General features: G+C 71.3%; 21 protein-coding genes and 1 pseudogene. 16 read left to right on the forward strand and 6 right to left on the reverse strand.

Features of this window, described 5'->3' with window-relative positions; translation table 11 throughout:
• Together ACQEVB_RS13615 and ACQEVB_RS13620 are read right to left on the reverse strand one after the other, a co-directional pair.
• On the reverse strand, positions 1–1,350 hold the full coding sequence (locus ACQEVB_RS13615) for an MFS transporter (protein ID WP_432969947.1): 1,350 nt from the start codon (positions 1,348–1,350) through the stop codon (positions 1–3).
• Positions 1,351–1,487: 137 nt separating this feature from the next.
• On the reverse strand, positions 1,488–2,255 hold the full coding sequence (locus tag ACQEVB_RS13620; protein WP_432969950.1) for an IclR family transcriptional regulator: 768 nt from the start codon (positions 2,253–2,255) through the stop codon (positions 1,488–1,490).
• Between the two features lie 209 nt (positions 2,256–2,464).
• Here ACQEVB_RS13620 and ACQEVB_RS13625 point away from each other — a divergent pair, with 209 nt between their 5' ends.
• The 10 genes from ACQEVB_RS13625 to ACQEVB_RS13670 all read left to right on the forward strand — a co-directional run bounded on the left by ACQEVB_RS13625 (position 2,465) and on the right by ACQEVB_RS13670 (position 12,657).
• Positions 2,465–3,331, forward strand: coding sequence for an NAD(P)-binding domain-containing protein (locus ACQEVB_RS13625; protein WP_432969953.1), 867 nt, complete (start codon positions 2,465–2,467; stop codon positions 3,329–3,331).
• A gap of 64 nt (positions 3,332–3,395) precedes the next feature.
• Complete coding sequence (locus ACQEVB_RS13630) at positions 3,396–4,475, forward strand: extracellular solute-binding protein (protein WP_432969956.1); 1,080 nt, start codon at positions 3,396–3,398, stop codon at positions 4,473–4,475.
• Entirely contained in the window at positions 4,472–5,404 is a 933-nt protein-coding gene (locus ACQEVB_RS13635) for a hypothetical protein (protein WP_432969959.1), read from the forward strand. Before ACQEVB_RS13630 ends, ACQEVB_RS13635 begins: the two co-directional genes overlap by 4 nt.
• Positions 5,401–5,721 (forward strand): hypothetical protein, encoded by a 321-nt coding sequence (locus tag ACQEVB_RS13640; protein ID WP_432969962.1) that lies wholly within the window; start codon positions 5,401–5,403, stop codon positions 5,719–5,721. Before ACQEVB_RS13635 ends, ACQEVB_RS13640 begins: the two co-directional genes overlap by 4 nt.
• Entirely contained in the window at positions 5,718–6,614 is an 897-nt protein-coding gene (locus ACQEVB_RS13645; RefSeq protein WP_432969965.1) for an LLM class F420-dependent oxidoreductase, read from the forward strand. The genes ACQEVB_RS13640 and ACQEVB_RS13645 overlap by 4 nt, the downstream gene beginning before the upstream one ends.
• A 162-nt stretch (positions 6,615–6,776) precedes the next feature.
• Positions 6,777–8,498 carry an ABC transporter permease gene (locus ACQEVB_RS13650; protein WP_432969968.1) on the forward strand — a complete coding sequence of 574 codons (1,722 nt, stop codon included), beginning with the start codon at positions 6,777–6,779 and terminating at the stop codon, positions 8,496–8,498.
• A 20-nt stretch (positions 8,499–8,518) separates the two neighbouring features.
• On the forward strand, positions 8,519–9,649 hold the full coding sequence (locus ACQEVB_RS13655; protein ID WP_432969971.1) for an ABC transporter ATP-binding protein: 1,131 nt from the start codon (positions 8,519–8,521) through the stop codon (positions 9,647–9,649).
• 52 nt (positions 9,650–9,701) lie between these two features.
• On the forward strand, positions 9,702–10,634 hold the full coding sequence (locus tag ACQEVB_RS13660; protein WP_432969974.1) for an SDR family NAD(P)-dependent oxidoreductase: 933 nt from the start codon (positions 9,702–9,704) through the stop codon (positions 10,632–10,634).
• Positions 10,621–11,052, forward strand: coding sequence for a cupin domain-containing protein (locus ACQEVB_RS13665; RefSeq protein WP_432969977.1), 432 nt, complete (start codon positions 10,621–10,623; stop codon positions 11,050–11,052). Before ACQEVB_RS13660 ends, ACQEVB_RS13665 begins: the two co-directional genes overlap by 14 nt.
• A gap of 36 nt (positions 11,053–11,088) precedes the next feature.
• Complete coding sequence (locus ACQEVB_RS13670) at positions 11,089–12,657, forward strand: acyl--CoA ligase family protein (protein ID WP_432980343.1); 1,569 nt, start codon at positions 11,089–11,091, stop codon at positions 12,655–12,657.
• 236 nt (positions 12,658–12,893) lie between these two features.
• On the opposite strand, the gene ACQEVB_RS13675 is transcribed toward ACQEVB_RS13670, so the two are convergent.
• The 3 genes and pseudogenes from ACQEVB_RS13675 to ACQEVB_RS13685 form a co-directional block, all read right to left on the reverse strand.
• Complete coding sequence (locus tag ACQEVB_RS13675; RefSeq protein WP_432980346.1) at positions 12,894–13,073, reverse strand: hypothetical protein; 180 nt, start codon at positions 13,071–13,073, stop codon at positions 12,894–12,896.
• 204 nt (positions 13,074–13,277) lie between these two features.
• Positions 13,278–13,409: pseudogene (locus ACQEVB_RS13680) on the reverse strand (hypothetical protein); the annotation flags it as partial.
• Between the two features lie 400 nt (positions 13,410–13,809).
• Positions 13,810–14,628 carry a CPBP family glutamic-type intramembrane protease gene (locus tag ACQEVB_RS13685; RefSeq protein WP_432969980.1) on the reverse strand — a complete coding sequence of 273 codons (819 nt, stop codon included), beginning with the start codon at positions 14,626–14,628 and terminating at the stop codon, positions 13,810–13,812.
• Positions 14,629–14,788: 160 nt separating this feature from the next.
• Here ACQEVB_RS13685 and ACQEVB_RS13690 point away from each other — a divergent pair, with 160 nt between their 5' ends.
• The 3 genes from ACQEVB_RS13690 (at position 14,789) to ACQEVB_RS13700 (ending at position 20,099) form a co-directional block, all read left to right on the forward strand.
• Positions 14,789–15,610, forward strand: coding sequence for a hypothetical protein (locus tag ACQEVB_RS13690; protein ID WP_432969983.1), 822 nt, complete (start codon positions 14,789–14,791; stop codon positions 15,608–15,610).
• A 27-nt stretch (positions 15,611–15,637) separates the two neighbouring features.
• A complete protein-coding gene (locus ACQEVB_RS13695) occupies positions 15,638–18,739 on the forward strand; it encodes a BTAD domain-containing putative transcriptional regulator (RefSeq protein ID WP_432969986.1) in 3,102 nt (1,033 codons plus the stop codon).
• A gap of 136 nt (positions 18,740–18,875) precedes the next feature.
• Complete coding sequence (locus ACQEVB_RS13700) at positions 18,876–20,099, forward strand: cytochrome P450 (RefSeq protein ID WP_432969989.1); 1,224 nt, start codon at positions 18,876–18,878, stop codon at positions 20,097–20,099.
• Positions 20,100–20,303: 204 nt separating this feature from the next.
• Here the strand turns inward: ACQEVB_RS13700 and ACQEVB_RS13705 are convergent, their stop codons facing one another.
• Complete coding sequence (locus tag ACQEVB_RS13705) at positions 20,304–20,789, reverse strand: hypothetical protein (protein WP_432969993.1); 486 nt, start codon at positions 20,787–20,789, stop codon at positions 20,304–20,306.
• Between the two features lie 17 nt (positions 20,790–20,806).
• Between ACQEVB_RS13705 and ACQEVB_RS13710 the strand changes: the two genes are divergently transcribed.
• From ACQEVB_RS13710 to ACQEVB_RS13720, 3 genes are read left to right on the forward strand one after another with little or no spacing between them, the layout of a single operon-like run.
• Positions 20,807–22,069: an amidohydrolase family protein gene (locus ACQEVB_RS13710; RefSeq protein ID WP_432969996.1), complete on the forward strand. Its 1,263-nt coding sequence runs from the start codon at positions 20,807–20,809 to the stop codon at positions 22,067–22,069.
• Positions 22,066–22,839 (forward strand): ATP-binding cassette domain-containing protein, encoded by a 774-nt coding sequence (locus tag ACQEVB_RS13715; protein WP_432969999.1) that lies wholly within the window; start codon positions 22,066–22,068, stop codon positions 22,837–22,839. The genes ACQEVB_RS13710 and ACQEVB_RS13715 overlap by 4 nt, the downstream gene beginning before the upstream one ends.
• The gene (locus ACQEVB_RS13720; protein ID WP_432970002.1) at positions 22,836–23,651 is read left to right on the forward strand and encodes an N-acyl homoserine lactonase family protein; all 816 of its coding nucleotides are present in this window, start codon (positions 22,836–22,838) and stop codon (positions 23,649–23,651) included. The genes ACQEVB_RS13715 and ACQEVB_RS13720 overlap by 4 nt, the downstream gene beginning before the upstream one ends.
• The last annotated feature ends 8 nt before the right edge of the window (positions 23,652–23,659 follow it).

Below are 23,659 nucleotides of genomic sequence, written 5' to 3' on the forward strand. Positions count from 1 at the left end.
TCAGACCTCCGTGGTGACGCCAAGGCGGGGTTGCCCGAACGCGAGCGGCCGGCCCTCCAGAGAACGTCCGGTCGGCAGCCGCGCCACGGTGATCATGGCCAGGACGATCACGCTCACCCAGTAGGCGGCGACCGCGACGACCCCGCCGAGGTCGACCAGCCAGGCGCACAGGAAAGGCGTGGGAGCGGCGAACACGAGGTTCACCCCGGTCAGGCTCAGGGCGGAGCCGGTGTAGCGCAGATGGGTCGGGAACGTCTCGGCGAACAGCGCGGCCTGTGCGGCGTTGCCGAACTGCGCCCCACAGGACGCGACGACGACCACGACCAGCACCACCGTGAAGTCCCTGGTGGCCACTGCGGGGAAGAAGGATCCCGCCGAGACGAGGGTGACGCCGCTCCCGATCAGCAGCACCTGCCGGCGCCCGACCCGGTCGGCCAGCTTGCCGCCCCAGAACGCGGCTCCCGTCGCGAGGACGTTCGCCACCATCAGCATCGTGAAGGTCGCGCTCGAGGTGAAGCCGTTGGCGATGATGTGGCTGATCCCGAACACGGTGACCAGGTAGAACGTGAGGGTGATCGGTGCGAAGCCCAGCATGAGCCGCAGGATCGAGACTCCGTGGAGACGGATGACCGACAGCGGGCCCGGCAGCACGTCGTCTGCGACGTGCTGCCGGAACAGCGGGGTCTCTTCGACCTTCAGGCGGACGTAGATGCCGACCGCGACCAGCACGACACTGAGCAGGAAGGGGACACGCCATCCCCAGGAGAGGAACGCCGACTCGCTGAGCGTGCCGGCGAGTACCGCGAGGATGGAGTTCGCGGCGATCTGGCTGATCGGCGAACCCATCCCGAGGACCGCCCCGTAGAAGGCCCGCCTGTCGGGCGGCGCGTGCTCCATCGTCACCAGCTGGACGCCGGTGGCCTCCCCGCCGAGGGCGAATCCCTGCAGGAAGCGCATCGCCACGAGCAGGGTGGGCGCCACGAACCCGACCGCCGCGTACCCGGGGATCAGGCCGATCGCGGTCGTCGCGAGGCCCATCAGGAGGAAGGTCGCCAGCAGGACGTTCCGGCGCCCCAGCCGGTCGCCGAGGTAGCCGAACACGATGCCGCCGAGCGGGCGGGCGAGGACGCCGACGCCGAAGCTCGCGAAGGAGGCCAGCAGTGCGGTGGAGGGATCCGAGTGTTCGAAGAACACGGTGGGGAAGACCGTCGCCGCCATCGCCCCGTAGATGGCGAAGTCGAAGTACTCGAGGGTCGCGCCGAACGCTCCGCTCGTCAGGGCCCGGCGGGACTGCCGCGTGGGCGTCAGCGGGATCGAAGGTGTCTGCTGGTGCTCGAGCCCGGAGTCCATCGACGTTCCTCTTCTGCCACGGTGCAGGAGGCGCCTCCGAGCACTGGCTCGGCGCAGCCGCGAGGTGGTGCGCCTCGACGCTAGGCCATGTTCCCGCTGGACGGAACGTGCTGGCGCTGACGTTTCTCTATGAGGAGTCAGTACCGCAGATCGGCCTCGACCGCGGCCGCCGCCTTCCTCAGACGGGCGAGCAGGATCGCCTCCCTCTCCGACAGCTCCTCCCCGCGCCCGACCTCGATGCGCGACGCCGGGCCGGCGATCGTCAACGCGCAGATCGGACGGCCTGCGGGCCGTCGGATCGCGACAGCGAGCGCGTACACGCCGTCCTCCGACTCGCCGACGTTGCGAGCGAAGCCGAGCCGCCCGGCCGCTTCGATCTCGGCCTCGAGGGCTGCGCGGGTCGTAATGGTCCGCCCGGTCAGTGGGGCGAGCTCGGCTGTGGGGAACAGGAGGTCGCGCTCGCGCGACGTGAGCGTCGCCATGAGGATCTTGCCCGCGGCTGCCGCGTGCGCCGGCACGGCGGACCCGAGTCTGGTGGACACCTTCAAGGCCCGGTCGGGCTCGACCCCGGCGATGTACTCGGTGTGTCCTCCACTGAGGACACTGACGTGCGCGGTTTCCTGCGTCGCGGCGCACAGTTCGACGAGGTGCGGCTGCGCCACCTCGGCACAGTGCGCCGCCGACTCCGCCTCGGCCGACGTGCTCATGGCCGGCCCGAGCCGGTAGCTCCGCGCCGGAGTCTGGTCGACGTACCGGTCCGTCTTCAGCGTGGCGAGCAGCCGATACGTGGAGGACTTGCCGATTCCCAGCCGCTCCGCGATCTCCGTCAGGGTGAGGTCGTCGTGGCGGCGCAGGAGCGTGAGGATCCGGAGTGCCTGGTGCACCGACTGGAGGGTCTCGGCCACTGCACCACTCTCTCGTTGTACGGAATTCCCGCCCACGACTATCCCACATGGCGGAGTCGTGGTGCCGACCAGAACGGTGTTCGCGCGCGTGCGGGGCCCACATTCCGCATGGAGGAAGACCTTCGACGGTGCACATGTCCGGTGCGACTCTGAGCGCCATGCCCTCCGGGGCGCACGGCCCAGGCTCCTCTCGAGATCGAGGACGATCCATGGACGCATCCACGGAGATCCACGCCCCACCCGGCCCGCAGCGACTCGGGCCCGGACACGGCCTGGCGGTCCTCGTCGTGGGTCTGGGCCCGATCGGGGCAGGTGTCGGCGCTGCGCTGGCCGAGCGCGGAGAGTGTGTGTTCGGCATCGACCCCGACGCCGAGCGAACTTCCGCATGGGCGTCGCAGACAGGGATGCCCGTCGCCGGCAGGCTCGGCGACGGCCCCGACCGCGAGGACGTCGACGTCGTCATCGTCGCCGTCCGACTGGCGACCCAGCTGTGGGACGTCCTCGATGCCCTGCCGGTCGGCGAGGGTCCGGTGTTCGTGCTGTCCACCTTGGGTCTGACCGACGCACGCGCACTGGGGAGCTCGCCACACGACATCGTCGAGGCGCCCGTCTCCGGTGGCCCGCACGGTGCGCGGGACGGGACGTTGACGATGTTCCTGCACGCTCGTGGATCGCTGCGCCCCGCTGCCCAGCGAGTCGTCGAGGACATCACGAGCGAGGTCTTCACGTTCGACGCCTACGGCCTGCCTGCCGTCGCCAAGCTGACGAACAACACTCTCGCTGCGTACCACGCGCTCGCGGTCGCAGGGATGGCCGAGGTGGCGTCCGAGGCAGGACTGGACCGCGCCACCTTCATGGCGGTCGTGGCGGCCTCCTCGGGTCAGAGCTGGATGGGCGACCACTTCACCGAGTTCGCGCAGGACCTGTTGTTCAAGGACGTCGAACTGCTGCAGCAGGACGTCCACGATCTCCCGGTGATCCACATGACCGGCATCCGCGAGCGCGAGGCCGAGATCGACAGCGCTCGCCGGCGAATGCGGAGTCCAGCCGTCGAGTACCCGCTCGCCGTGACGTAGCCCGGTCCCGGCACCCCGTCGTCCGGTCCCCGGCCCACCCACCACCCAACGTTCTGGAGCAACGATGCATCAGAAGGTCCGCAGGGCCGCGCGATCCCGCCGCGGTCTCGCCGCTCTGCTCGCTCTCACCCTTGCCGTGCTGGCTGGTTGTGCGTCGGCGGGCGGCAGCGGCGCGTCGAGCAGCAGCGATCCCGCGTTCGCGGGCGACCCCAAGTGGCAGGAGACCGTCAGGGCGGCCGAGCAGGAGGGAACGGTCGTCTTCTACACCAGTGCGGTTCAGGGCACGATCGACCGGATCGAGAAGGCGTTCGAGGAGAAGTACCCGAACATCGACCTGCAGGCCACCCGGGTGACCGGGGTCGAGCTGGGGACCGCTCTCGAGAACGAGCGCAACGCCGGGGGGAGCGGCGCGGACATCGCGCTGCACGACATGGTTCCCTTCCACTACCGGAATCTGGGGAACTTCGTCCCGCCGACCGGGCCGAACCCGAGGCGTCCCGAGTACCAGGCTGCCGGCGTCACTCTCCAAGGCGTCTCGCAGATGCACCACGTCGTGCCGTACGGCCTCGCCTACAACACGACGTTGATCCCCAACCGCCCGACCGACTTCACCGCTCTGCTCGATCCCGCGCTCAAGGGCCGGATCGGCCTACTGGACGGCCAGATCCCCGCGGCGTCGGATCTCTACGGGTTCCTCGAGCAGCACTACGGCGGCGAGAACTTCCTGAAGAAGCTCGCCACCCAGCAGCCGCAGTTCTTCCCGTCGGTCGCTCCCACACTGCAGGCGCTCACCTCGGGTGAGATCGCGATGACCGACTACGCCAGCAACATCGCGGTCCAGGACCTGGTCGGTCAGGGGGCACCGGTGGCGTTCGCGCCGACTAAGCCACAGTGGGCGATCCAGTTCTACACCTACATCGTCAAGTGGGCGAAGCACCCGAACGCAGCGCAGGTCCTGTACGACTTCATGGCGAGCCCCGAGGGACAGGCGGCGATCAACAAGAACGCCATCAGCGTGCTGCCGGACATTCCCGGAACGATCGGCCACATCGGCGACGTCCAGACGATGAACGTGGAGAACGTGGTCGACGTGGCCAAGGTGGACGCCTACAACGCCCGGTGGCGACAGATCTTCGGCCGATGAGCGCGAGCTACGGCGAGACGCCCGGCTGGCCGGCACTGCCGGACGGTCTGAGCTTCGCCGGCGACGCCGCCGCGGTGGCGGTCGGGCCCGACGAGCGGATCTACGTCTTCAACCGCGGCCCGCAGCGCATGGTGGTCCTCGAACCGGACGGGACGTACGCCGGGGGCTGGGGGAGCGCGCGGGACTACGTCCGCCCCCACGGCGTCACCGCCTGTGCGGACGGCGACCTCCTCCTGGTCGACGCCGGGTCGCACGTCGTCGACAAGGTCCGTCCCGACGGCGAGCGTGTCCTGCGGCTCGGCACGCACGGCCACCCCTCGCCGGTGTACTCCGGCGAGCCGTTCCACATGCCCACCGACGCTGCCGAGCACCCCGTGAGCCGAGAGATCTTCGTCGCCGACGGGTACGGGAACTCCCGCATCCATCGGTACGACGCCACCGGCGAACACATCGCGTCCTGGGGCGTACCGGGCACCGGGCCGGGGCAGCTGTCGAACCCCCACGGTCTCTGCCTGCTCGACGACGACCACCTCGCGGTCTGCGACCGGGAGAACTACCGGATCCAGATCTTCGCTCTCGACGGTGGCCTGGTCGACAGCTGGCACTGGCACCGCCCCTGCGCGATCCGCCGCAGTGGGGACGTGCTGTTCGTCGCCGAACTGGGTCCACCGGCGTACATGCACGGGGTCATCCCGGACATGGGGTGCTGCGTGACTGTCTCGACCCTCGACGGGACGGTCGTCGACCGCCTCGGGGACCACTACCCCGGAGCGAGCGAAGGACGGTTCCTCAGCCCGCACGGCATCGCCGTCGCGCCCGACGGGGTGCTCTACGTCGCCGAGGTGAACGCCATGTACCTCGGGGTCCTCGGACTGCCGGTACCACCCCAGGAGGAACTGCCCTGTCTTCGCCGCTGGAGCCACGGATGACGATGAACACGCCGGCAGAGAACCACGCGGGCACGGGCGGGACCCACCTGGGAAGAGCCGCAGCGCTGACGCTGCCGGTGCTCCGACCCCGCGACGCACTCGGGAGGGAGATCACCCGCGTGCTCCGCAGCGGGCACGATCTCGGCCACGGCCGTGGCCGGGGACAGGACGCTCTGTGCGAGGCCGTCGCCGCTCGACTCGACGCGCGCTCGGGCGGTGCGCTGACCGGCCATGATGTCGTCGTCACAGGGGGCGCGTCAGCCGCGCCGGCGGCCGTGGCGACCGCGCTGCTGGAAGTGGGCGGGGGTGCACGATGAGGATCGCCGCAGCCATGCCGATGACGGAGATCGGCGCCGACACGGCGGCGACGAAGGAGTGGGCGCTCGGAGTCGAGCGGGAAGGGTACGACGCCGTAGTCGTGTACGACCACGTGGTGGGGGCCGAGCACCGCGACCGCACGCCGCCCGTCACACGGGACTACGACGCGGGGACGCCCTTCCGTGAGCCCCTCGTGTTGCTGGGCTACCTCGCGGCGGCGACTCGGACGGTCGAGCTGATGACGGGCGTGCTGGTCCTCCCTCAGCGGCAGACGGCGTTGGTCGCCAAGCAGGCGGCCGAGGTCTCGCTGCTCAGCGGCGGCAGGCTGACGCTCGGCGTGGGCATCGGCTGGAACGTCGTCGAGTACGACGCGCTCGGCGTCGACTTCGGCAGCCGCGGGCGGCGCCTCGACGAGCAGGTCCGCCTGCTGCGCGCGTTGTGGACCGACGAGCTCGTCAGCCTCGATGGGCACTTCCACCGGATCGAGCGGGTCGCCCTGTGCCCCCGCCCGGAGCAGCGGATCCCCCTCGTGTTCGGCGGCGGATCGCAGGTCGCACTCCGGCGTGCGGTGCAGTTCGGGGACGGGTTCCTGTTCGCCACTCCGGCCCCGGAGTCGCTCCACCTCCACACGTCGCTCGTCGAGCGACTGGTCGCCGCGGGCCGGGAGCCGGGTCGCTTTCGGGTACTGGTCCAGGTGCACGCTCTCCGCGGCGAGGAGGACCTGAAGCGCAGCCTCGACCCGTGGCGCGGGAGGGGCGTCGACGGGGTGGTCGTGTCGACCATGCGCAACCGGATGCTCGGCGCGGTCACCGGGAAGTGCCGCGGCACCGACGAGCACCTCGAGCTCCTCGGCCGCACGCGCGAGCTCGTCCTGGAGGTGCTGGGTGAGTAGCGATGTGGAGCCGGCCTCCCGCGCGAGCGTCGCGTGCCTTCGTCGGGGCGTCCGGCTGCGCCGGGTCCCTGAGCTCGCGCCCGACCTCCCTCGGCGCCGGCGTCCGAGGTCCACCGTCACGCCGAGGAGCGCTGCCCTGTGACGTCTCCGCCATCCCTGAGCGTGGCCCCAGGCCCGCGGCGCGAGGAGCGCGCCCCGAACACGCCGAGCCGCCCGGACCGGAAGCGCTGGTACGGCTCATCCACCACCTTGCTCACCGCGGTCCTGGCGGCCGTGCTCGTCTACCTCGTCCTGTTCCCGATCGTCCGCCTGGTGCTCCTGGCCCTGCAGGACGGTGGGGCGAACCTCGCCCGCGCGGTCGGGACACCTGCGCTCGGCCGGACGCTGCTCACGACACTGCTCCTCGCCGTCGTCAGCGTCGTGATGGCGGCCGTCCTCGGGACAGCGCTCGCGTGGCTGGCGATGCGGCTGCCGGTCCGGCACCGGTGGGCCGCGGTCCTACCCCTGCTGCCGATCGTCCTGCCGCCGATCGCGAGCATCAGCGCGTTCGGATTCCTCCTGGCCCCGCGGTCCGGGCTGGTCAACGACCTGCTCCGCAGCCTCCCGATGTTCTCCGGATACACCGCGGCGACCGGCGGCCCGATCAACGTCTACAGCTTCGGCTGGATCGTCGCGATCACCGGCCTGTACCTGACCTCGTTCATGTTCGTGTTCATCCGAGCCGGTCTCGCCCGGGTCGGCCCGCAGGTGGTCGAGGCGGCCCGGTCGAGCGGTGCCACACCGCGGCGGGCGTTCCTGACGGTGGTGCTCCCCCTGCTGCGCCCCTCACTGACCTACGGCGGCGCGATCTGCCTTCTGCTGGGCCTCAGCCAGTTCACCGCGCCCCTGATCCTCGGCGGCAACAACAACGTCCGCGTGCTGACGACCGAGGTCTACTACTTCGTCAACCTGAACGAGTACGGGCTGGCCTCCGCGTTGTCGATGCCGCTGCTGGTCCTCGGCACCGCCCTGGTCCTCGGCCAGCGTGGGCTGCTCGCCAACAGCAAGCGCTTCGCGAGCGATGCCGGCAAGGGCGTGCAGAGCGGTGGACGTGCCTCGGGCTGGGCGCTGCCCGGGCTGGCCGTGTACGGACTGCTGACGGTGGTCGTCCCGATCCTGACGCTGCTGGTCGTCTCGTTGTCGCCCTTCTGGACCGGGCACGTGGACGTCAGCACCTTCACGCTGCGGAACTTCACCGAGACCCTCGGCATGCCCGCCGCGCGCACCGCCGTCCGGACCAGCCTGCTGGCGTCGGTGGCCGGAGTGCTGCTGGCCCTCCCGATCGGATACCTGGCCGCGGAGGTGATCTACCGGCGCCGTGGGGGCCGCGCCCTCTCGGCACTGGTCGACTTCGTCGTCGGGCTGCCCCTGGGCATCCCCGCAGTCGTGTTCGGACTCGGGTTCCTCTACTTCTACTCCCAGCCCGGGTTACAGCTCTACGGGACGCCCTGGATCATCGTGCTGCTGTACGTCACGTTGATGCTGCCGTACTCGGTCCGTCTGCAGCTCACTGCCCGGCTCTCGCTCGGGGACTCGTTCGAGGCGGCGGCGAGGTCGTCGGGTGCGGGCGTCTTCCGCACGCACCTGCGCATCGTCGTGCCGATGATGCGCAGCTCCGTCGCCGGCGCCGCCGCACTGATGTTCGTTCTGCTCAGCCACGAGTTCACAGCGTCGGTGTTCGTCCGCTCCGTCCGCACCCAGGTGATGGGGACACAGCTCTACGACTTCTGGTCCACCGGGACCGCGTCGAAGGTCGCGGTCATGGGAATCGTGATGTGCCTGATCACCGCTGTCGGCGTCGCTCTGGCGGCCCGGGCGGGCTCGGGCACCCTCGAAAAGCTCTGACGGCGGGAGGAGAACCCCCGATGCTGGCGGTGAAGGGTCTGGAGAAGTCGTTCTCGGCGAAGGGAGACGTGGTCCGCGCGGTCGACGACGTCACCTTCGAGGTCGCCGAGGGCGAGATGCTGGTCCTGCTCGGTCCGAGCGGGTGCGGCAAGACCACCGTCCTGAGGTGCATCGCCGGGCACGAGACGGCGCAGGGCGGCAGCATCCGCCTCGGCGGTGAAGCAGTCTTCGACGCCGCCGGGGGAATGGACCAGCCACCGGAACGCCGGAGGATCGGGATGGTCTTCCAGAACTACGCCCTGTGGCCCCACCTCACCGTGCAACGCAATCTCGAGTTCCCCCTGCGGGCCCGGCGGATGAAGGCCGAGCTGGCTGCCGGTGAGGCGGTCCACCAGGCGGCACGCCTGGTGGACTGCGTCCCGTACCTGCAGCGGTTCCCCGGCGAGCTGTCCGGCGGGCAGCAGCAGCGGGTCGCCCTGGCCCGAGGGCTGGTCGCGAAGCCGAGGTTCATGCTGTTCGACGAGCCGCTCAGCAACCTCGACGCGCTGCTGCGCGCGCAGGTCCGCCACGACCTGCACGAGCTCCACCGGACCGTCGGCTTCAGCGGCATATACGTCACCCACGACCAGAGCGAGGCGTTCGCTCTCGGCGACCGGCTCGCGATCATGCGCGCCGGCCGGATCGAGCAGATCGGGACCCCTCAGGAGATCTACGGCCGCCCGCTCACCGAGTACGCCGCGAACTTCGTGGGGTTGAGCAACCGGCTCGTGTTCGACCCCGCCGGAGCCGGACGGTGGTCGCTGCAGGGCGGGTCCGGCCGGGAGGTACCGGTCGTCACCCGCGAAGCCTCCGACTCGCTGACCCTGCGGTTCCGCCCGCACGACGTGGATCTGCTGCCCGCCACGACGACCGCGTACGACGGGCTGGTCCTGGAGGGACGAGTCGTGGACTCGGTGTACGAGGGACGGCACTACGACCTCAGCGTCACGGCCGGCTCGGCCACGCTGAACGTGCACGCGGCGGCGCCCGAGGGTGCCCGGTTCGGCCCCGGTGATCCGGTGCGGATCGGGTTGCGGTGGCACATCGGATCGTGGTTCGGCGACGGTCGGAGGGTGGAGGTGGCGGCCCGTGCGGAGACGACATCGACCTGAGCTGGTGACCGGCCGGTTCCCGCAGGCGTGCTGATCTCGAGGAGGACTCCGCGTGTCGACGCAGGAGCAGAAGTGGAACCCGGACGGCCTACCTGTCGCGGTGATCGTCGGCGCGACGTCGAAGTGGCAGACGAACGGCCCGAACACGGTCTTCGTCCATGGTCAGAGCCTGCTGAGCACGGAGGTGCCGACCGAGGCCCGCTGGGGTCTCGGAGGCGCCCTCGCGATGAGGTTCGCGCAGGAGGGCCAGTTCGTCGTGCTCACGACGCGGACCGCGGCGAACGCGGCCGCGCTTGCGGACACCATCCGGCATCACGGCGGTCAGTGCGCCGCGGTGGAGCTGGACCTGGGCGACCCGGGGTCGATCAGCCGCGCCTTCGGCGAGATCCGGGAGAGCGCGGGCGAGCCCGACGTGCTGGTCTACAACGCGGGCTACATGGCCGGCCGCGAGCTCCCGCCCGAGCAGGAGCTCATGGAGTTCTTCCCGCCAGAGCTGTTCGAGACCGCGATCGACATCGCGTGCCGCGGTCCCTTCCTGGTCGTGCGCGAGGTGCTGCCCGCGATGCGCGAACGCGGCCGTGGCGCGATCTTCTTCTCGAACAACCAGTACTCGCTCCGCGGGCGCAAGCGGCGCACGGGGGAGTCCCTCTACTACCCCCGGACGATGATGCGCGCGCTCGCGCAGGCCTTGGCCGAGGAGTACTCGCCGCACGGCGTGCACGTCGTCAACGTCGTCGTGGACGGGGTCATCGACTCTCCGGGGACGCGGGCGCTGCCGGGTCTCGCCGCGCCGAACGCGCTGATCAACCCACGGAGCATCGCCGACGCCTTCCTCTACCTGCAGCGTCAGGACCCGAGCTGCTGGACCCATGAGTTGCAGCTGACGGCGTCGGCTCGGCCCCGGCCGTCGGTGGACGGCGATCCGTCGCGCCCACCATCCCCACACCCGCACGCGAGCCAGGAGGTTCGTCATGTCCGTAGCTGATCGCCCTACCAGTCCCTTCGAACTCTCGGTCTCGCACCTGGGAGCGGACTCGTTCGACACGAGCGGGACGAGGAGCTTCTTCGAGTACCGGGACCTCGGGATCCGCGCGGCGACCAAGGGTGAGTTCAACGCAACGCACGTCCGGGCGCTGGCCGGGGAGCACGGGACCACGGGCTGGCACTACCACCCGTTGACGATCCAGATCGTCTACTGCCTGCGCGGCTGGGAAGACATCGCTTTCGAGGACGGCAGGCTCGTCCGCCTCGCCCCCGGCACCTGCGTGAACATCCCTCCGGGCCTGGGCCACAACGAGATCGCCTACTCGGACGACTTCGAGGCGCTCGTGATCTGGGCGCCGGAATCGTTCGAGACCGTGTCCATCCCGGAACCCGTGATCACCGAACCCCGCTGCACGTGAGCGAACAGGGGAACGATGAGTGACGCTGAGCGGATGATGAATGCAGCTGACTCGTCTTCCTTCGAGCCGCTGACTCCGACGTCCTACCTGGATCGTGCCGCGGCGTCCCACGGGGACCGGGTCGGGGTGGTGGACGGTGCTCGGCGTTGGACCTATGCGGAGCTGCGGGAGCGCTGCATGCGCTTGGCCGGCGGGCTGGCGTCCTTGGCGGGCGGACGCCCGGTCGCGGTGCTCGCGCCGAACACCCATGTGCTCCTGGAGGCGCACTTCGGGGTGCCGTGGGCGGGGGTGCCGCTCGTGGCGATCAACACCCGGCTCTCGGTGGGCGAGGTCGCCTACATCCTGGAGCACTCCGGGTCCGCGGTGCTGATCCACGATCCGGGCTTCGACGAGCTGGTGGACGAGGCGGTCGGCCGGCTGGACCGTCCGTTGCACCGGATCCCCGCGGGGCCGCAGTACGAGGACCTGCTCGCCGGGGCCGAGCCGTGGCACGTGACCCCCACCGACGAGCGGTCGCTGCTGTCGATCAACTACACCTCGGGCACAACGGGCCGCCCACGGGGCGTGATGTACCACCACCGGGGAGCGTTCCTGCAGGCCCTGGCGATGGTGGGGCACACGGGGCTGGCGCCGTCGTCGGTCCACCTGTGGACGTTGCCGATGTTCCACTGCAACGGCTGGTGCTTCCCGTGGGCGGTGACCGCCGCGGCGGCGACGCACGTGTGCCTGCCGGGTGTGGACCCGGCGGAGATCTGGCGGCTTGTCCGGCATGAAGGCGTGACCCACCTCAACGGCGCGCCGACAGTGCTGTCGATGATCGCCTACGCGAAGGAAGCCGCCCCGCTGAACCGCACGGTCCGGGTCGCGACGGGTGGAGCGCCGCCCTCGCCTGCGATCCTGCGGCGGATGGCCGAGCTGGGCTTCGACGTCACACACCTCTACGGGTTGACCGAGACCTATGGTCCGGCGATGCTCTGCGACTGGCGTCCGGAGTGGGACTCACTCGACGCCGAGGCGCAGGCGCGGCTGAAGGCGCGTCAGGGTGTCGGGAACATGATCTCGATGGTGCCGAGGGTGATCGCCGCGGACGGCTCCGACGTTCCGGCGGACGGGATGACGACGGGGGAGATCGCCCTGCGGGGCAACAATCTGATGCTCGGCTACCTGAACGATCCCGAGGCGACGGCGGCGGCCGTGCCCGACGGGTGGTTCCGTACCGGCGACATCGGCGTGGTGCACCCGGACGGCTATGTGGAGCTGAGGGACCGGTCCAAGGACGTGATCATCTCGGGCGGGGAGAACATCGCGTCGGTCGAGGTGGAACAGGCCATCATGGACCATCCCGCGGTTCTGGAGGCGGCGGTCATCGCCGTGCCGGACGATCACTGGGGCGAGGTCCCTGCCGCCTACGTGACGCTGCACGAGGGTGTGACGGCGACCGAGGAAGAGATCCGTGAGCACGTGCGCGCGCGACTGGCCCGCTTCAAGGCGCCTCGGACCGTGACCTTCGGCGAGCTGCCCAAGACCTCCACCGGCAAGATCCAGAAGTTCGTGCTGCGCGAGTCGGCCTGGGCTGGGAAGGACCGTCGGATCCAGAGGGGTTGACCTCGCTGCAGGCGCGGTTCGGAATGGCGATCCGGTGGTCGCGACCGCGCGAACTCGCGTCGCACCACGACAGTGCCCGGATCGCGCAGCTGCACGCGGAGCTCGGGGAGGTCTCCAGCCACCGCACAGCGGCAGACGGCCAAATGCCGGAATGCCGTCCGGCAGGTACGTTCACTGATCATCCACCCCCAGCAGCGCAAACGCGCGTTTCGACGCCGAGCCCATGCTGTGCATGCTCACCGCCGGCGGCGGTAGCTGCGCACGTGCACCGTCTTGCCCACACCGGCGTAATGCAAGGCCACGCAGAGCAGCCCGGCGGTGACGAGCACCGTCGGGGTGATGATCGACAGGCTGACGTTCGCGAGCTGGAAGATCAGCGCGAGTCCGAAGAGCACAGCGGCGATGACCGCGGTCATGGGGCCTCCGTCCGGCGGTGGTGTCCGCGGACAGAGTGGAGGCACGAGCCCTTCGCTGCAGGGTCCGTCGCCGAACCGTGACATGACCGGGCACGCCCGGCAGTGCGACGGCGACGGCGGTCCGGGCGGCGGAGTCTGCCGGACGGTGGCGGCGCCGTCGGCGGCCTCGTCGAAGTACGAGGTGCTGGTGCGGGTGGTGCGGGTGCTCTGCACCAGGCAGGCGTATCCGTGGGATGCCCAGGCGATCACCTCGCCCAGGAAGAAGGCGGTGACCTCCGGCGGGAAGGACGCCGGGTCGTAGGGCGTGCGGATGAGTACGGCCGGCACCTTGGCCATGCCACCGGGAGCGCCAGGATCCCGGTGAGCTCGAAGCCGTCATCGTGATGATCAGCTTGCCGCGCTTGCCGAGGCGTTTCTGTTCGTCGTGCCGCTGCGCGCCCGCACCCGACCGCCCGGCGGGGCTGGCGCTCCGTGACGGCCCACATCGCGCCCGAGCGCTTCCGGACGGCTTCGGCGGTGCGTGCGCTGCGGTGCGGGTCGACACCGAGCGGGGTATCAGCACCCCGCTGTCGATTCGAGGTCGAGCGGCTCGGTGTCATGGCGGAGCCGGTCGTCCGAACCGTGACGGCGCTGCGACCAACCCCGCCCAACCAGGGTGTTGAGGTCTGTCTTCACAAACGGATCTTCGACACCCTCCTGCCCCGTCCCGGGCAGCTCGCCGTCAGGACTCCCTCGTCTAGATCGAGTAGGCACCGGAGGCGAGGGCGATGATGCCGACGATGGTCATCAGCAGTGCCGAGCCGGGGTGCATGGCGATCGAGATGCGGATGTCCTGCTTCTTCCAGGCGAGCCACACGCCCGGGTAGAGGAAGACGAGCTTCGACACGATCGTCCACGGGGCCCAGAAGTGGTACACGGAGAAGAAGAAGATGTTGAAGAGCGGGGCCCACTTGCCGAGCTGCGGGAGGCGGGAGAGGAGGAAGCCGCGGAAGTAGTACTCCTCGATCAGGGGCAGGGTGAAACCGGTGAACGGCGCGCAGACGAGCAACGTGGTGAGCACGAGCCTCGGCGAGTAGCCCTGGAGGTAGGCGGTGCCGTCGGGGCCGGCGCCCTCGTAGTCCACCCAGCTGAAGAACCAGTCGTAGACGATGTTGTCCAGCGGGAGCAGCGATAGCGAGACCGCGGTCATCCACACGAGGCACGCGGCCCCGAGCCAGAAGACCTTGCCGCGCGAGAGCGGCTTGTCGCGGTAGCGGACGACGCCCTTCATCGTGAAGCGGCCGGTCTGCTTCTTGCCCAGCCACAGCAGGAACAGCTGGAGCGGGAAGAGCACGACCGCAAGAGCGATGGCCCAGGCCATGAAGATCGGGACGCCCATCACCCGCACCAGGGGCGCGGCGACGAACGCGTACACGGCGACGATGAGCGCGCCGGGCACCAGGTGCAGTGCGATCGAGAACGGGACGGAGTGGCGGTCGGCGAGGAGCTTCGCGATGAAGCCCGTCGGCTGGGGGTTCGGGGTGTGGGCCGGGTTCTGCGTTGCTGCTGTGTCCATGGCGAGAACCGTGGCCCTGCGATCGGTCACGGAGCTGACACCGCTCTGACACGGCTTCGGCTCGCGTGTCGTCGGTGTCAGAGGCGTGACGGACCGGTGTCCGGGGTGGTGGCGAACGTGGTCGTCACCACCCCGGAGAAGCAAGCACAGGAGGCTCGGCATGGCCACGTTCGACACCCCGGACCCGATCACCGCCACCATCACCACCGCCGGCGCCCGCGTGCGGATCGCCGCCGGCGAGCGCACCGACACACTGGTGCGGGTCGAGCCCGTCAACCGCGCCAGCCGCAAGGACGTGCAGGTCGCCGCCAGGACCAAGGTCGATTTCGCGGACGGCGCACTGACGGTGAAGACGACCAGGTCGGGCGAGCGGACCGGCTCGGTCGCCATCACGGTCGAACTGCCGGCCGGTTCCGACCTGGTCCTCAACACGGCGTGGACCGAGGTGCTGGCGACCGGCACGCTCGGTGACTGCGCGCTCGGCATCGGGTCCGGGCAGGTCCAGCTCGACCGCGTCGCCGCGCTGCGCGGCAGCCTCGGCTCCGGTGGGCTCGAGGTCGGGCACGTCGCAGGGTCCACGGCGCTCGAAGGCGGCGCGGCGGGGTTGCGCATCGGCGCGGCCGAGGGCACGGTCCGGTACCGGGGCACGTCCGGCGAGGTCTGGATCGGCCACGCCCACGCCGACGTCGACCTGAGCGGGTCGAGCGGCGGCTTCGACATCGACCGGGCCGATGGCAGCGTGCTCGTGAAGGCGGCCGACAGCCCGATCCGGATCGGCCGGGTCAGCCGCGGCCCGGTGGAGCTGGCGAACGCGTCCGGCGGCATCGAGATCGGCGTCGGCCCGGGCACGGCTGTCGTGGTGGACGCGCGGAGCACCAAGGGGCTCGTGCGCAGCACGCTCCCCGAGGTCGGCGCCGGTGAACACGTCACGGTCCGCGCCCGGACGCGGCTCGACGACATCGTCATCCATCCCGCCGCGTGAGCGGAACCGGATGGCACGATCGACGGCGTGGAGATCAGGATCCTCGGCCCGTTCGAGGTGCGCGCGGACGACGGCGCCGTCGTCGACGTGCCGGGGGCCCGGCTGCGCGGGCTGTTGGTGGCCCTCGCGCTCAACACCGGCCGGGTGGTCTCGAAGGCAACGCTCGTCGACTGGATCTGGGGTGAGAACCCGCCCGCCGACGCGGTGAACGCCCTGCAACGCCTGGTCTCCCGGTTGCGCAAGGCACTCCAGGGCGCGGTCGTCGAGGGGCTGACGGACGGCTACCGCCTGGCCGTGCCGCCCGACGCGGTCGACGCGGTGCAGTTCGAGCGGCTCGCGGCGCAGGCGCGAAGCGACCAGGGGCCGCTGCGGGTGACGTGGCTGCGCGACGCGCTGCAGCTGTGGCGCGGGCCGGCCATGCAGGACGTCGGTCTGAAGGACAGCGCGGCGTTCGAGGCCGCCGCTGCCAGGCTGGAGGGGTTGCGCCTGGCGACGACGGAGGAGCGGTTCGCCGCCGAGCTCGACCTCGGCCGCGGCGCGGACCTGGTCACCGAGCTGACCGACCTCGTGGCAGCGCACCCGCTGCGGGAGAAGCTGGTCGGGTCGCTGATGCGGGCGCTGGCCGCGACGGGCCGCAGCAACGAGGCGCTGCAGGCGTACCAGCGCGTGCGCGAAGCCCTCGCCGACGAGCTGGGGGTCGACCCGTCACCGGAACTGTCGGCATTGCACGTGGCGCTCCTGCGCGGCGAGGTGGGGCCCCGCCCGAACACCCGCCCGGACACCCGCCGGACCAACGTCCGGGCCGAGCTGACGAGCTACATCGGCAAGGAAGGAGATGTGGCCGCGGTCCGCGAGCTGGTCGCCGGTCACCGGCTGACGACCCTGACCGGCCCCGGCGGCTCCGGGAAGACCAGGCTCGCGACCGAGACCGCACGCACGCTGCTCGACGACCTGCCGGACGGGGCGTGGCTGGTGGAGCTCGCGCCCGTCAGCTCGGCCGAGGACGTGCCGCAGGCGACGCTGTCGGCGCTCGGGTTGCGCGACGCCCTCCTCGGCGACGGGTCGAGCACGGAGCCGGTGGACCGGCTCGTCGCCGCGCTCCGCGAGCGGGAGGTCCTGCTCGTCCTCGACAACTGCGAGCACGTGATCTCCGCCGCTGCCGCGCTCGCCCACCGGCTGCTCGGGGAGTGCCCGCGGCTGCGGATCCTCGCGACGAGCCGGGAGGCGCTGGGCATCACGGGCGAGTCGCTGTGGCCCGTCGGACCGCTCGCCCTTTCCGACGCGGCCGCGCTGCTGACCGACCGCGCCGCCGCGGTGCGCAAGGACTTCACGGCCGACGAGCAGACGGTGGCGCGGGTCTGCCGGGCGCTGGACGGGATGCCGCTCGCGATCGAGCTGGCCGCGGCCCGGTTGCGCACGATGTCCATCGACCAGCTCGCCGACCGGTTGGACGACAGGTTCCGGCTGCTGACCGGCGGCAGCCGCACCGCGCTGCCCCGGCACCGGACGTTGCGCGCGATGGTCGACTGGAGCTGGGAGCTGCTGACCGACGCAGAGCGCGTGGTCCTGCGCAGGCTGTCGGTGTTCGCCGGTGGCGCCAGCCTGGAAGCGGCGGAACGGGTCTGCTCGGGCGACCTCGTCGCAGACCGCGACGTCCTCGACCTGCTCACGTCGCTGACCGAGAAGTCCCTGCTGGTCGCCGCCGACGACGGCGCACCCCGCTACCGGATGCTCGGCACGATCAGGGAGTACGGAGCGGAACGGCTCGCCGAGGCCGGGGAGTCCGAACTGGCGCGGCAGGCGCACCTGGCGTGGTTCACCGAGCTGGCCGAGACCGCGGAGCCGCGCCTTCGCCGCGCGGAGCAGCTGGAGTGGCTCGCGACGCTCACCGCGGAGCACGACAACATCACGTCCGCGATGCGCGGCGCGCTCGCGGCCGGTGAGGCGCACGCGGCGATGCGGCTGGCCGCAGCCGCCGGCTGGTACTGGTGGCTCGTCGGCCGCAAGGCCGAGGGCATGGAGCTGATCACGGCGGCCATCGACCTCCAGGGCGAGGTGCCCGACGAGATCCGTGCCGTCGTGTACGCCCTCACGTCGATGTTCCTGACCAGCGGGCCGAGCGACTCGTCGGACACCGCGGAGTGGATCCACAAGGCGTACGCGTTGGGCAGATCTGCTCCGCACTTCCACCCGGGGCTCCGGCTGGTCGTCCCGCTGGAGACGATGCTGCGCGAACCGGAGGCGGTCCTGCCCGCGTGGGAGGCGTTGCTGGACGACGAGGACCCGTGGGTGCGCGCGCTGTCCCGCCTGCACATCGGCAAGATGCGGGTCATGCTCGGCCTCGGTGAGGCGGAGGCGGCCATCGAGGAGTCGCTCGTCGAGTTCCGGGTGCTCGGTGAACGGTTCGGGATCTCGTTCGCGCAGACGGAGCTGGCGGATCGCATCGCCATGCACGGCGAGTTCGCCGAGGCGTGCGAGCACTTCGACCAGGCGATCGCGGTCGTCGCCGAGCTCGGCGCTATCGACGACGTGGTGCAGCTGCGCGCTCGCCAGGCACGGCTGTACTGGCTGATGGGCGACAAGGACGCCGGCGCGGCGGCCGTCGCCGAAGCGGAGCGCCGCGCCGCGGGCCTCACCTGGCCGGGAACGCTCGCCACCCTGGCGCTGGCGAAGGCCGAGCTCGCCCGGTGGAACGGCGACGCCGCGGCGGCGACGGACCAGCTCGGTGTCGCGCTTCGCCTGCTGGGCGACGAGGCGCAGCAACCGCACATCCGGGCACTGGAGCACGACCTGCACGGTTACGTCGCCGCCGACCTCGCCGAGGCCGGCGAGCACCGGGCGGCGGCCTGTCAGGCGGCGGTCGAGAGCGGGCACGCACCCGTGATCGCGAAGGTGATCGTCGGCGTTGCGGACCTGGCCCTGCGGCGCGACCAGATCGAGCGGGCCGCCGCGCTGCTCGCGGCGAGCGCGCGCGTGCTCGGCCTGACGGACCGGTCCAACCCGGACGCGTCGCGGATCGAGCAGGCGACGCGCTCGCACCTCGATGCCGGGGCGCTGGACGCGGCGGCACGGACGAGCGCGGGGACGAGCTGGACCGAGCTGGTCGCCGCGGCCGTGTCAGCGCCGTGACAGTCCCGCGTCTGTCCTCCCGGTGATCGTGGTGGCACCACGCCGCCACGAGGGGAACACCGATGAGCGAGCTTGCGAGCGAATCATGGACACAGCGCCTCGCGCAGCGCCGACCGAGCGCCAGCGAGGGAGTGCGATGAGCGAGCTTGCGAGCGAAATGCGGACACTGCAGGGCCTGCCCATGGACCGCGACGCGGGCCCGTTCGACCCGCCCAGCCTGATCACCGCGCTGCGTGCGACCCGTCCGGTGAGCCCGATGGTCTTCCCGGACGGCCACCAGGGATGGCTGGTCACCGGTCATGACGCGGTGCGCCAGGTCATGTCCGACACCCGGTTCAGCAGTCGCCAGGACATCGGCGTGATCCACGTGCCGTTCGAGGCGCCGGGCATGCCGGCGCCCACCGAACCGTCCCCGCAGATGCCCGGGCTGTTCATCAGCATGGATCCGCCGGACCACACCCGGTTGCGGCGCAAGCTGACCGGCGCGTTCACGGTGAAGCGCATGAAGCAGCTCGAAGAGGGCATCGTCGCGATCACCGAGCAGCAGCTGGACGCGGTGGCCGGCCTGACCCCGCCAGTCGACCTGGTCCGCGAGTTCGCGCTCCCGGTGCCGTCGCGGGTGATCTGCGAGCTGCTCGGCGTCCCGTACGCCGACCGTGAGACGTTCCAGTCGAACTCCTCGAAGTTCATGGAGCGCGACATCGACCTCGACGCCAAGATGGCGGTGATCGGCGCGATGATGGGCTACCTCGGCCAGCTCTGCGCGGCCAAGCGCGCCGAGCCCGGTGAGGACATCCTGTCCGACCTGGCCCGCGACGAGGACCTCACCCTCGACGAGCTGACCGGCATGGCCTTCCTGCTGCTGCTCGCGGGCCACGAGACCACCGCGAACATGCTCGCGCTGGGCACGTTCGCGCTGCTGGAGCACCCCGCGCAGCTGGCGGAGCTGCGCGCCGACCCGTCACTGCTGCCCGACGCGGTCGAGGAGCTCCTGCGCTACCTGTCGGTCGCCGACGTCTTCTACCGCTACGCGACCGAGGACGTCGAGGTCGGCGGCGAGACGATCCCGGCCGGCTCCACCGTCGTCGTCTCGCTGCTGGCCGCCAACCGCGACCCGCGCCGTTTCGAGCACCCGGACACGCTCGACGTGCACCGCAAGGTGCGCGGTCAGGTCGCCTTCGGGCACGGCATCCACCAGTGCCTCGGCCAGCAACTCGCCCGCATCGAGATGCGCGCCGGCTTCGCGGGCCTGCTGCGCCGCTTCCCGACGCTCGCCATGGCCGTGCCGGCCGACGAGGTGAGGCTCCGCACCGACATGAACGTCTACGGCGTCCATGAACTGCCGGTCACCTGGTCCTGAGCGTCACACCGTCTGCGCGACCGGAGGCGCGCAGGGCAGCTCGCCGCTCGCTCCAGTCGAGCCCGCCGCTGACGAGCAGCGCGACACGTCATGTCCAACGTGTTACGAATTGTGGCCAAAACTCGAACTTTGGGATCCAATTGCTACCGTCGCCGGACGAGGCGAGGAGAGCGCATGTCCCGACCCGTCCGCATCAGGCGGGGTTCACCAGCTGCGGGGGTTCTTCCCCGGCATGAGGTCCCGGACCCTGGTGCGCACGGCTGTTCCGATGGTCCGCGCCGGCCGGGGGAACCCGACCGCGTCGTCGGGATCGTGCGCCGGTCCCGGGACGATGTCGGTGCACACGTAGATCCACGCGTCCGGGCAGTAGTCCACGAGGAGCTCGCGGCAGACCCCGCAGGGTGCGATCGGTCGGATCGTCCCGGCCGGGCGGTAGAGGACCGCGAGCACCGTGTCGATCTCCAGATCGCCGTCGGTGAGGGCGGCGCCGAGCGCCATCCCCTCAGCGCAGATCGACGAACGACCGGCCGATCCGGCCATGTGCACGCCCAGGTGCACTGCCCCGGAACGGCTGCGGACGGCGGCCGCGACCTCGTGCCGATCGTGGCGGTAGCGCTGCGCCAGCAGGTCGACGGCGGCCGCCCACAGCTCGGCGTCGGCGTCGGCCAGTCCGGCCGGGGTGGGCTCCATCGATCCAGGATGGACCGTTGATCCCGGCGCCGGAAGTGATGTTGCTGACCGGGGGACGGCTCGTCGACGGCACCGGCGCGGCCCCCGTCGACGACGCCGAGATCCATCTGCGGGACGGCCTCGTGCAGTTCGCCGGGCCGGCTGCGCTGGCCCCGCCCGCGCCGCTCGGTGCGCGCCGGATCGACGTCACCGGGCACACGGTGCTGCCGGGCTTCTTCGACTGCCACACCCATCTCACGATGCGCCCGCAGTCCCGGATCGGTGGCACGATCGCGCAGCTCACCGACCCGATGAGCCTGCGGGTGCTGCGTGCGGTGCCGAACCTCTCGGACACCCTGGACGCGGGTGTCACCACGGTCCGCGACCTCTCGGGGGCCGATCTGGGGATCAAGCTCGCGGTGGAGCAGGGCCTGGTCCGCGGGCCGCGCCTGGTGATCGCGATCCGGATCCTCAGCATCACCGGCGGTCACGGCGACTGGCGGGCGGCCAACGGCGTCGACCTCGCCGGCGGGTCGGGCGGCGGCGGGGTGGCCGACGGCCCGGACGCGTTCGTCCGGGCGACGCGGGAGGTGCTGCAGGCGGGCGCCGACTGCGTCAAGGTCGCGGCGTCGGGCGGGATGACGAGCCCGCGCAGCAGTCCCGAGCACGGCGGCCTCACCGAGGACGAGCTGCGGGCGGTGGTGCGCGAGGCGGCCCGCCACGGCGACGTGCCGGTCGCGGCGCACGCCCAGGACGGACCCGGGATCCCGGACGCGGTCCGCGCCGGGGTGCGCAGCATCGAGCACGGGTACCACGTTCGCCAGGAGACGGTGTCGGAGATGGTCGACAGGGGCACGTTCCTCGTGCCCACGCTCGCGACGCTGACCAGGGAGCGAGACCCGGCGACGACACCCGCCCCGGAGCTGGCCCGCCGGCGCGCGACGGTCGCCGCGGCCAAGGAGCGGCTGGCGGCCGCGATGGCGTCCGGTGTGCGGGTGGCGCTGGGCACCGACGCCGGGCTCATGACACACGGGGCGAACCTGCGCGAGCTCGGGCTGATGGTCGAGCTGGGGCTCTCGCCGATGGCCGCGATCGTCGCCGGCACGTCGGCGGCGGCCGAGCTGTGCGGGCTCGACGCCGAGCTGGGTTCGCTGACGCCGGGCAAGCGGGCGGACGTGGTGGTGTGCGCGGGCGACCCGCTCGCCGACATCACCGTGCTGGCCGACCCGGACAACGTGGTGCTCGTCGTCAAGGACGGTGCCGTGCAGAAGGACCGCGTGGAGAGAGGCGCACAACGATGACCGAGTTCCTGCTGGAGGCCCGTGACCTGCGGATCCGCTACCCCGGCGCGCCGAAGGACGCCGTCGCCGGGGTGAGCGTGGGCCTCCGGCGCGGGGAGACCCTCGGCATGGTGGGGGAGTCGGGATCGGGCAAGTCGAGCCTCGGCCGCGCGTTGGTCGGGCTGGAGCGGTGGACCGCCGGCGAGGTGCTGTTCGACGGGGTGCCGCTGCCCGTCCGCGGCCGGTTACCGGCGGCGACCCGGCTGGACCTGCAGATGGTCTTCCAGGACCCGGCCAGCGCGCTGAACCCGGCTCGCCGGCTCGGTGTGGCAGTGGGGGAGTCCCTCGCCGCCCGCACCGGGCGGCGCAGCAGCCGCGCCGAGGTGGCGGCGCTGTTCGCGAAGGTCGGGCTCGACGAGTCGTTCCTCGACCGCTTCCCGGCGCAGGCGTCGGGCGGGCAGCTGCAGCGGGTGGTGATCGCCCGCGCCCTCGCCGTGCGCCCGACGGTGCTGGTGGCCGACGAGCCGGTGTCGGCGCTCGACGTGTCGGTGCAGGCGCAGGTGCTCAACCTGCTGTGCGACCTGCGCGACGAGCTGGGGCTGTCGATCGTGTTCATCTCCCACGACATCGGTGTGGTGCGGCACATGTCCGACCGGATCGCCGTGCTCTACCGCGGCGAGCTCGTCGAGATCGGCGACACCGAGGACGTGGTGCGCTCCCCGCGCCACGCGTACACCCGCACGTTGCTGGACGCGGTGCCCGATCCCGAGGCGACGGCCGGCGCCGCGTGAGCGTGCCAGCACTGGAGATCGGCGGGAGGCCGCGGCACCTGCATCCCTTCGTGCTCGGCTACGAACCGATCCCCGAGTCGCTGTCGATCCACGGCGGCGACCCCGCCCGCTACCTGCTCGAACCGGTCACCGCCGCCGCTGTCTGCTACCCCGACGCGTGGGTACTGCTCGACACCGGGTTCGACGTGGACGTGGTGCGCGACCCCGTGCGCCGGGCCGCCCGCTTCAACTACGACTCCTACACCGCGATCGTCCCGCCGGGCGATCCGCTGCTCGACCAGGTCGCCGCGGCCGGCCTGGACTGGACGCGGCTCGCGGGATGCGCCCTCTCCCACCTGCACCTCGACCACACCGGCGGGCTGCGTCTGCTGGTCGGCGGGCCGCCGGTGATCGTGCAGCGCGCCGAGTGGGAGTTCGGGCGCCACGCCGGGCCCCGGGAGGTCTGCGCGCCGCAGGACTACCTGCGCCCGGGGCTCGACGTGCGGCTGGTGGACGGGGACGCGGAGCTGGCGCCGGGGCTCGGGGCCATCGACACCCGCGGGCACACCCCCGGGCACCAGTCGTTCCGGATCGACCTCCCGGACCGGACGGTCGTGCTGGCCTGCGACGCCGCCGACCTGCTGGCCGGGATCACCGGGTCCAGGCGCTGCGGCTGGACCGCGGCGCCCGCGCTCGAGGCCGAGGCGCAGACGGCCGTGGAGCGGCTGCACGCGCTCGCCGCACGACCCGGTGTCGAGGTCTGGCCGGGGCACGACCCGGACTGGTGGGCGTGGCAGCGACACGCCGATGTCGGCGTGTATCCCTTCCGTTAATTTCGGAT

It is taken from the genome of Pseudonocardia sp. CA-107938 (genome assembly GCF_050936315.1).
In the GTDB taxonomy this organism is placed as follows: Bacteria; Actinomycetota; Actinomycetes; order Mycobacteriales; family Pseudonocardiaceae; genus Pseudonocardia.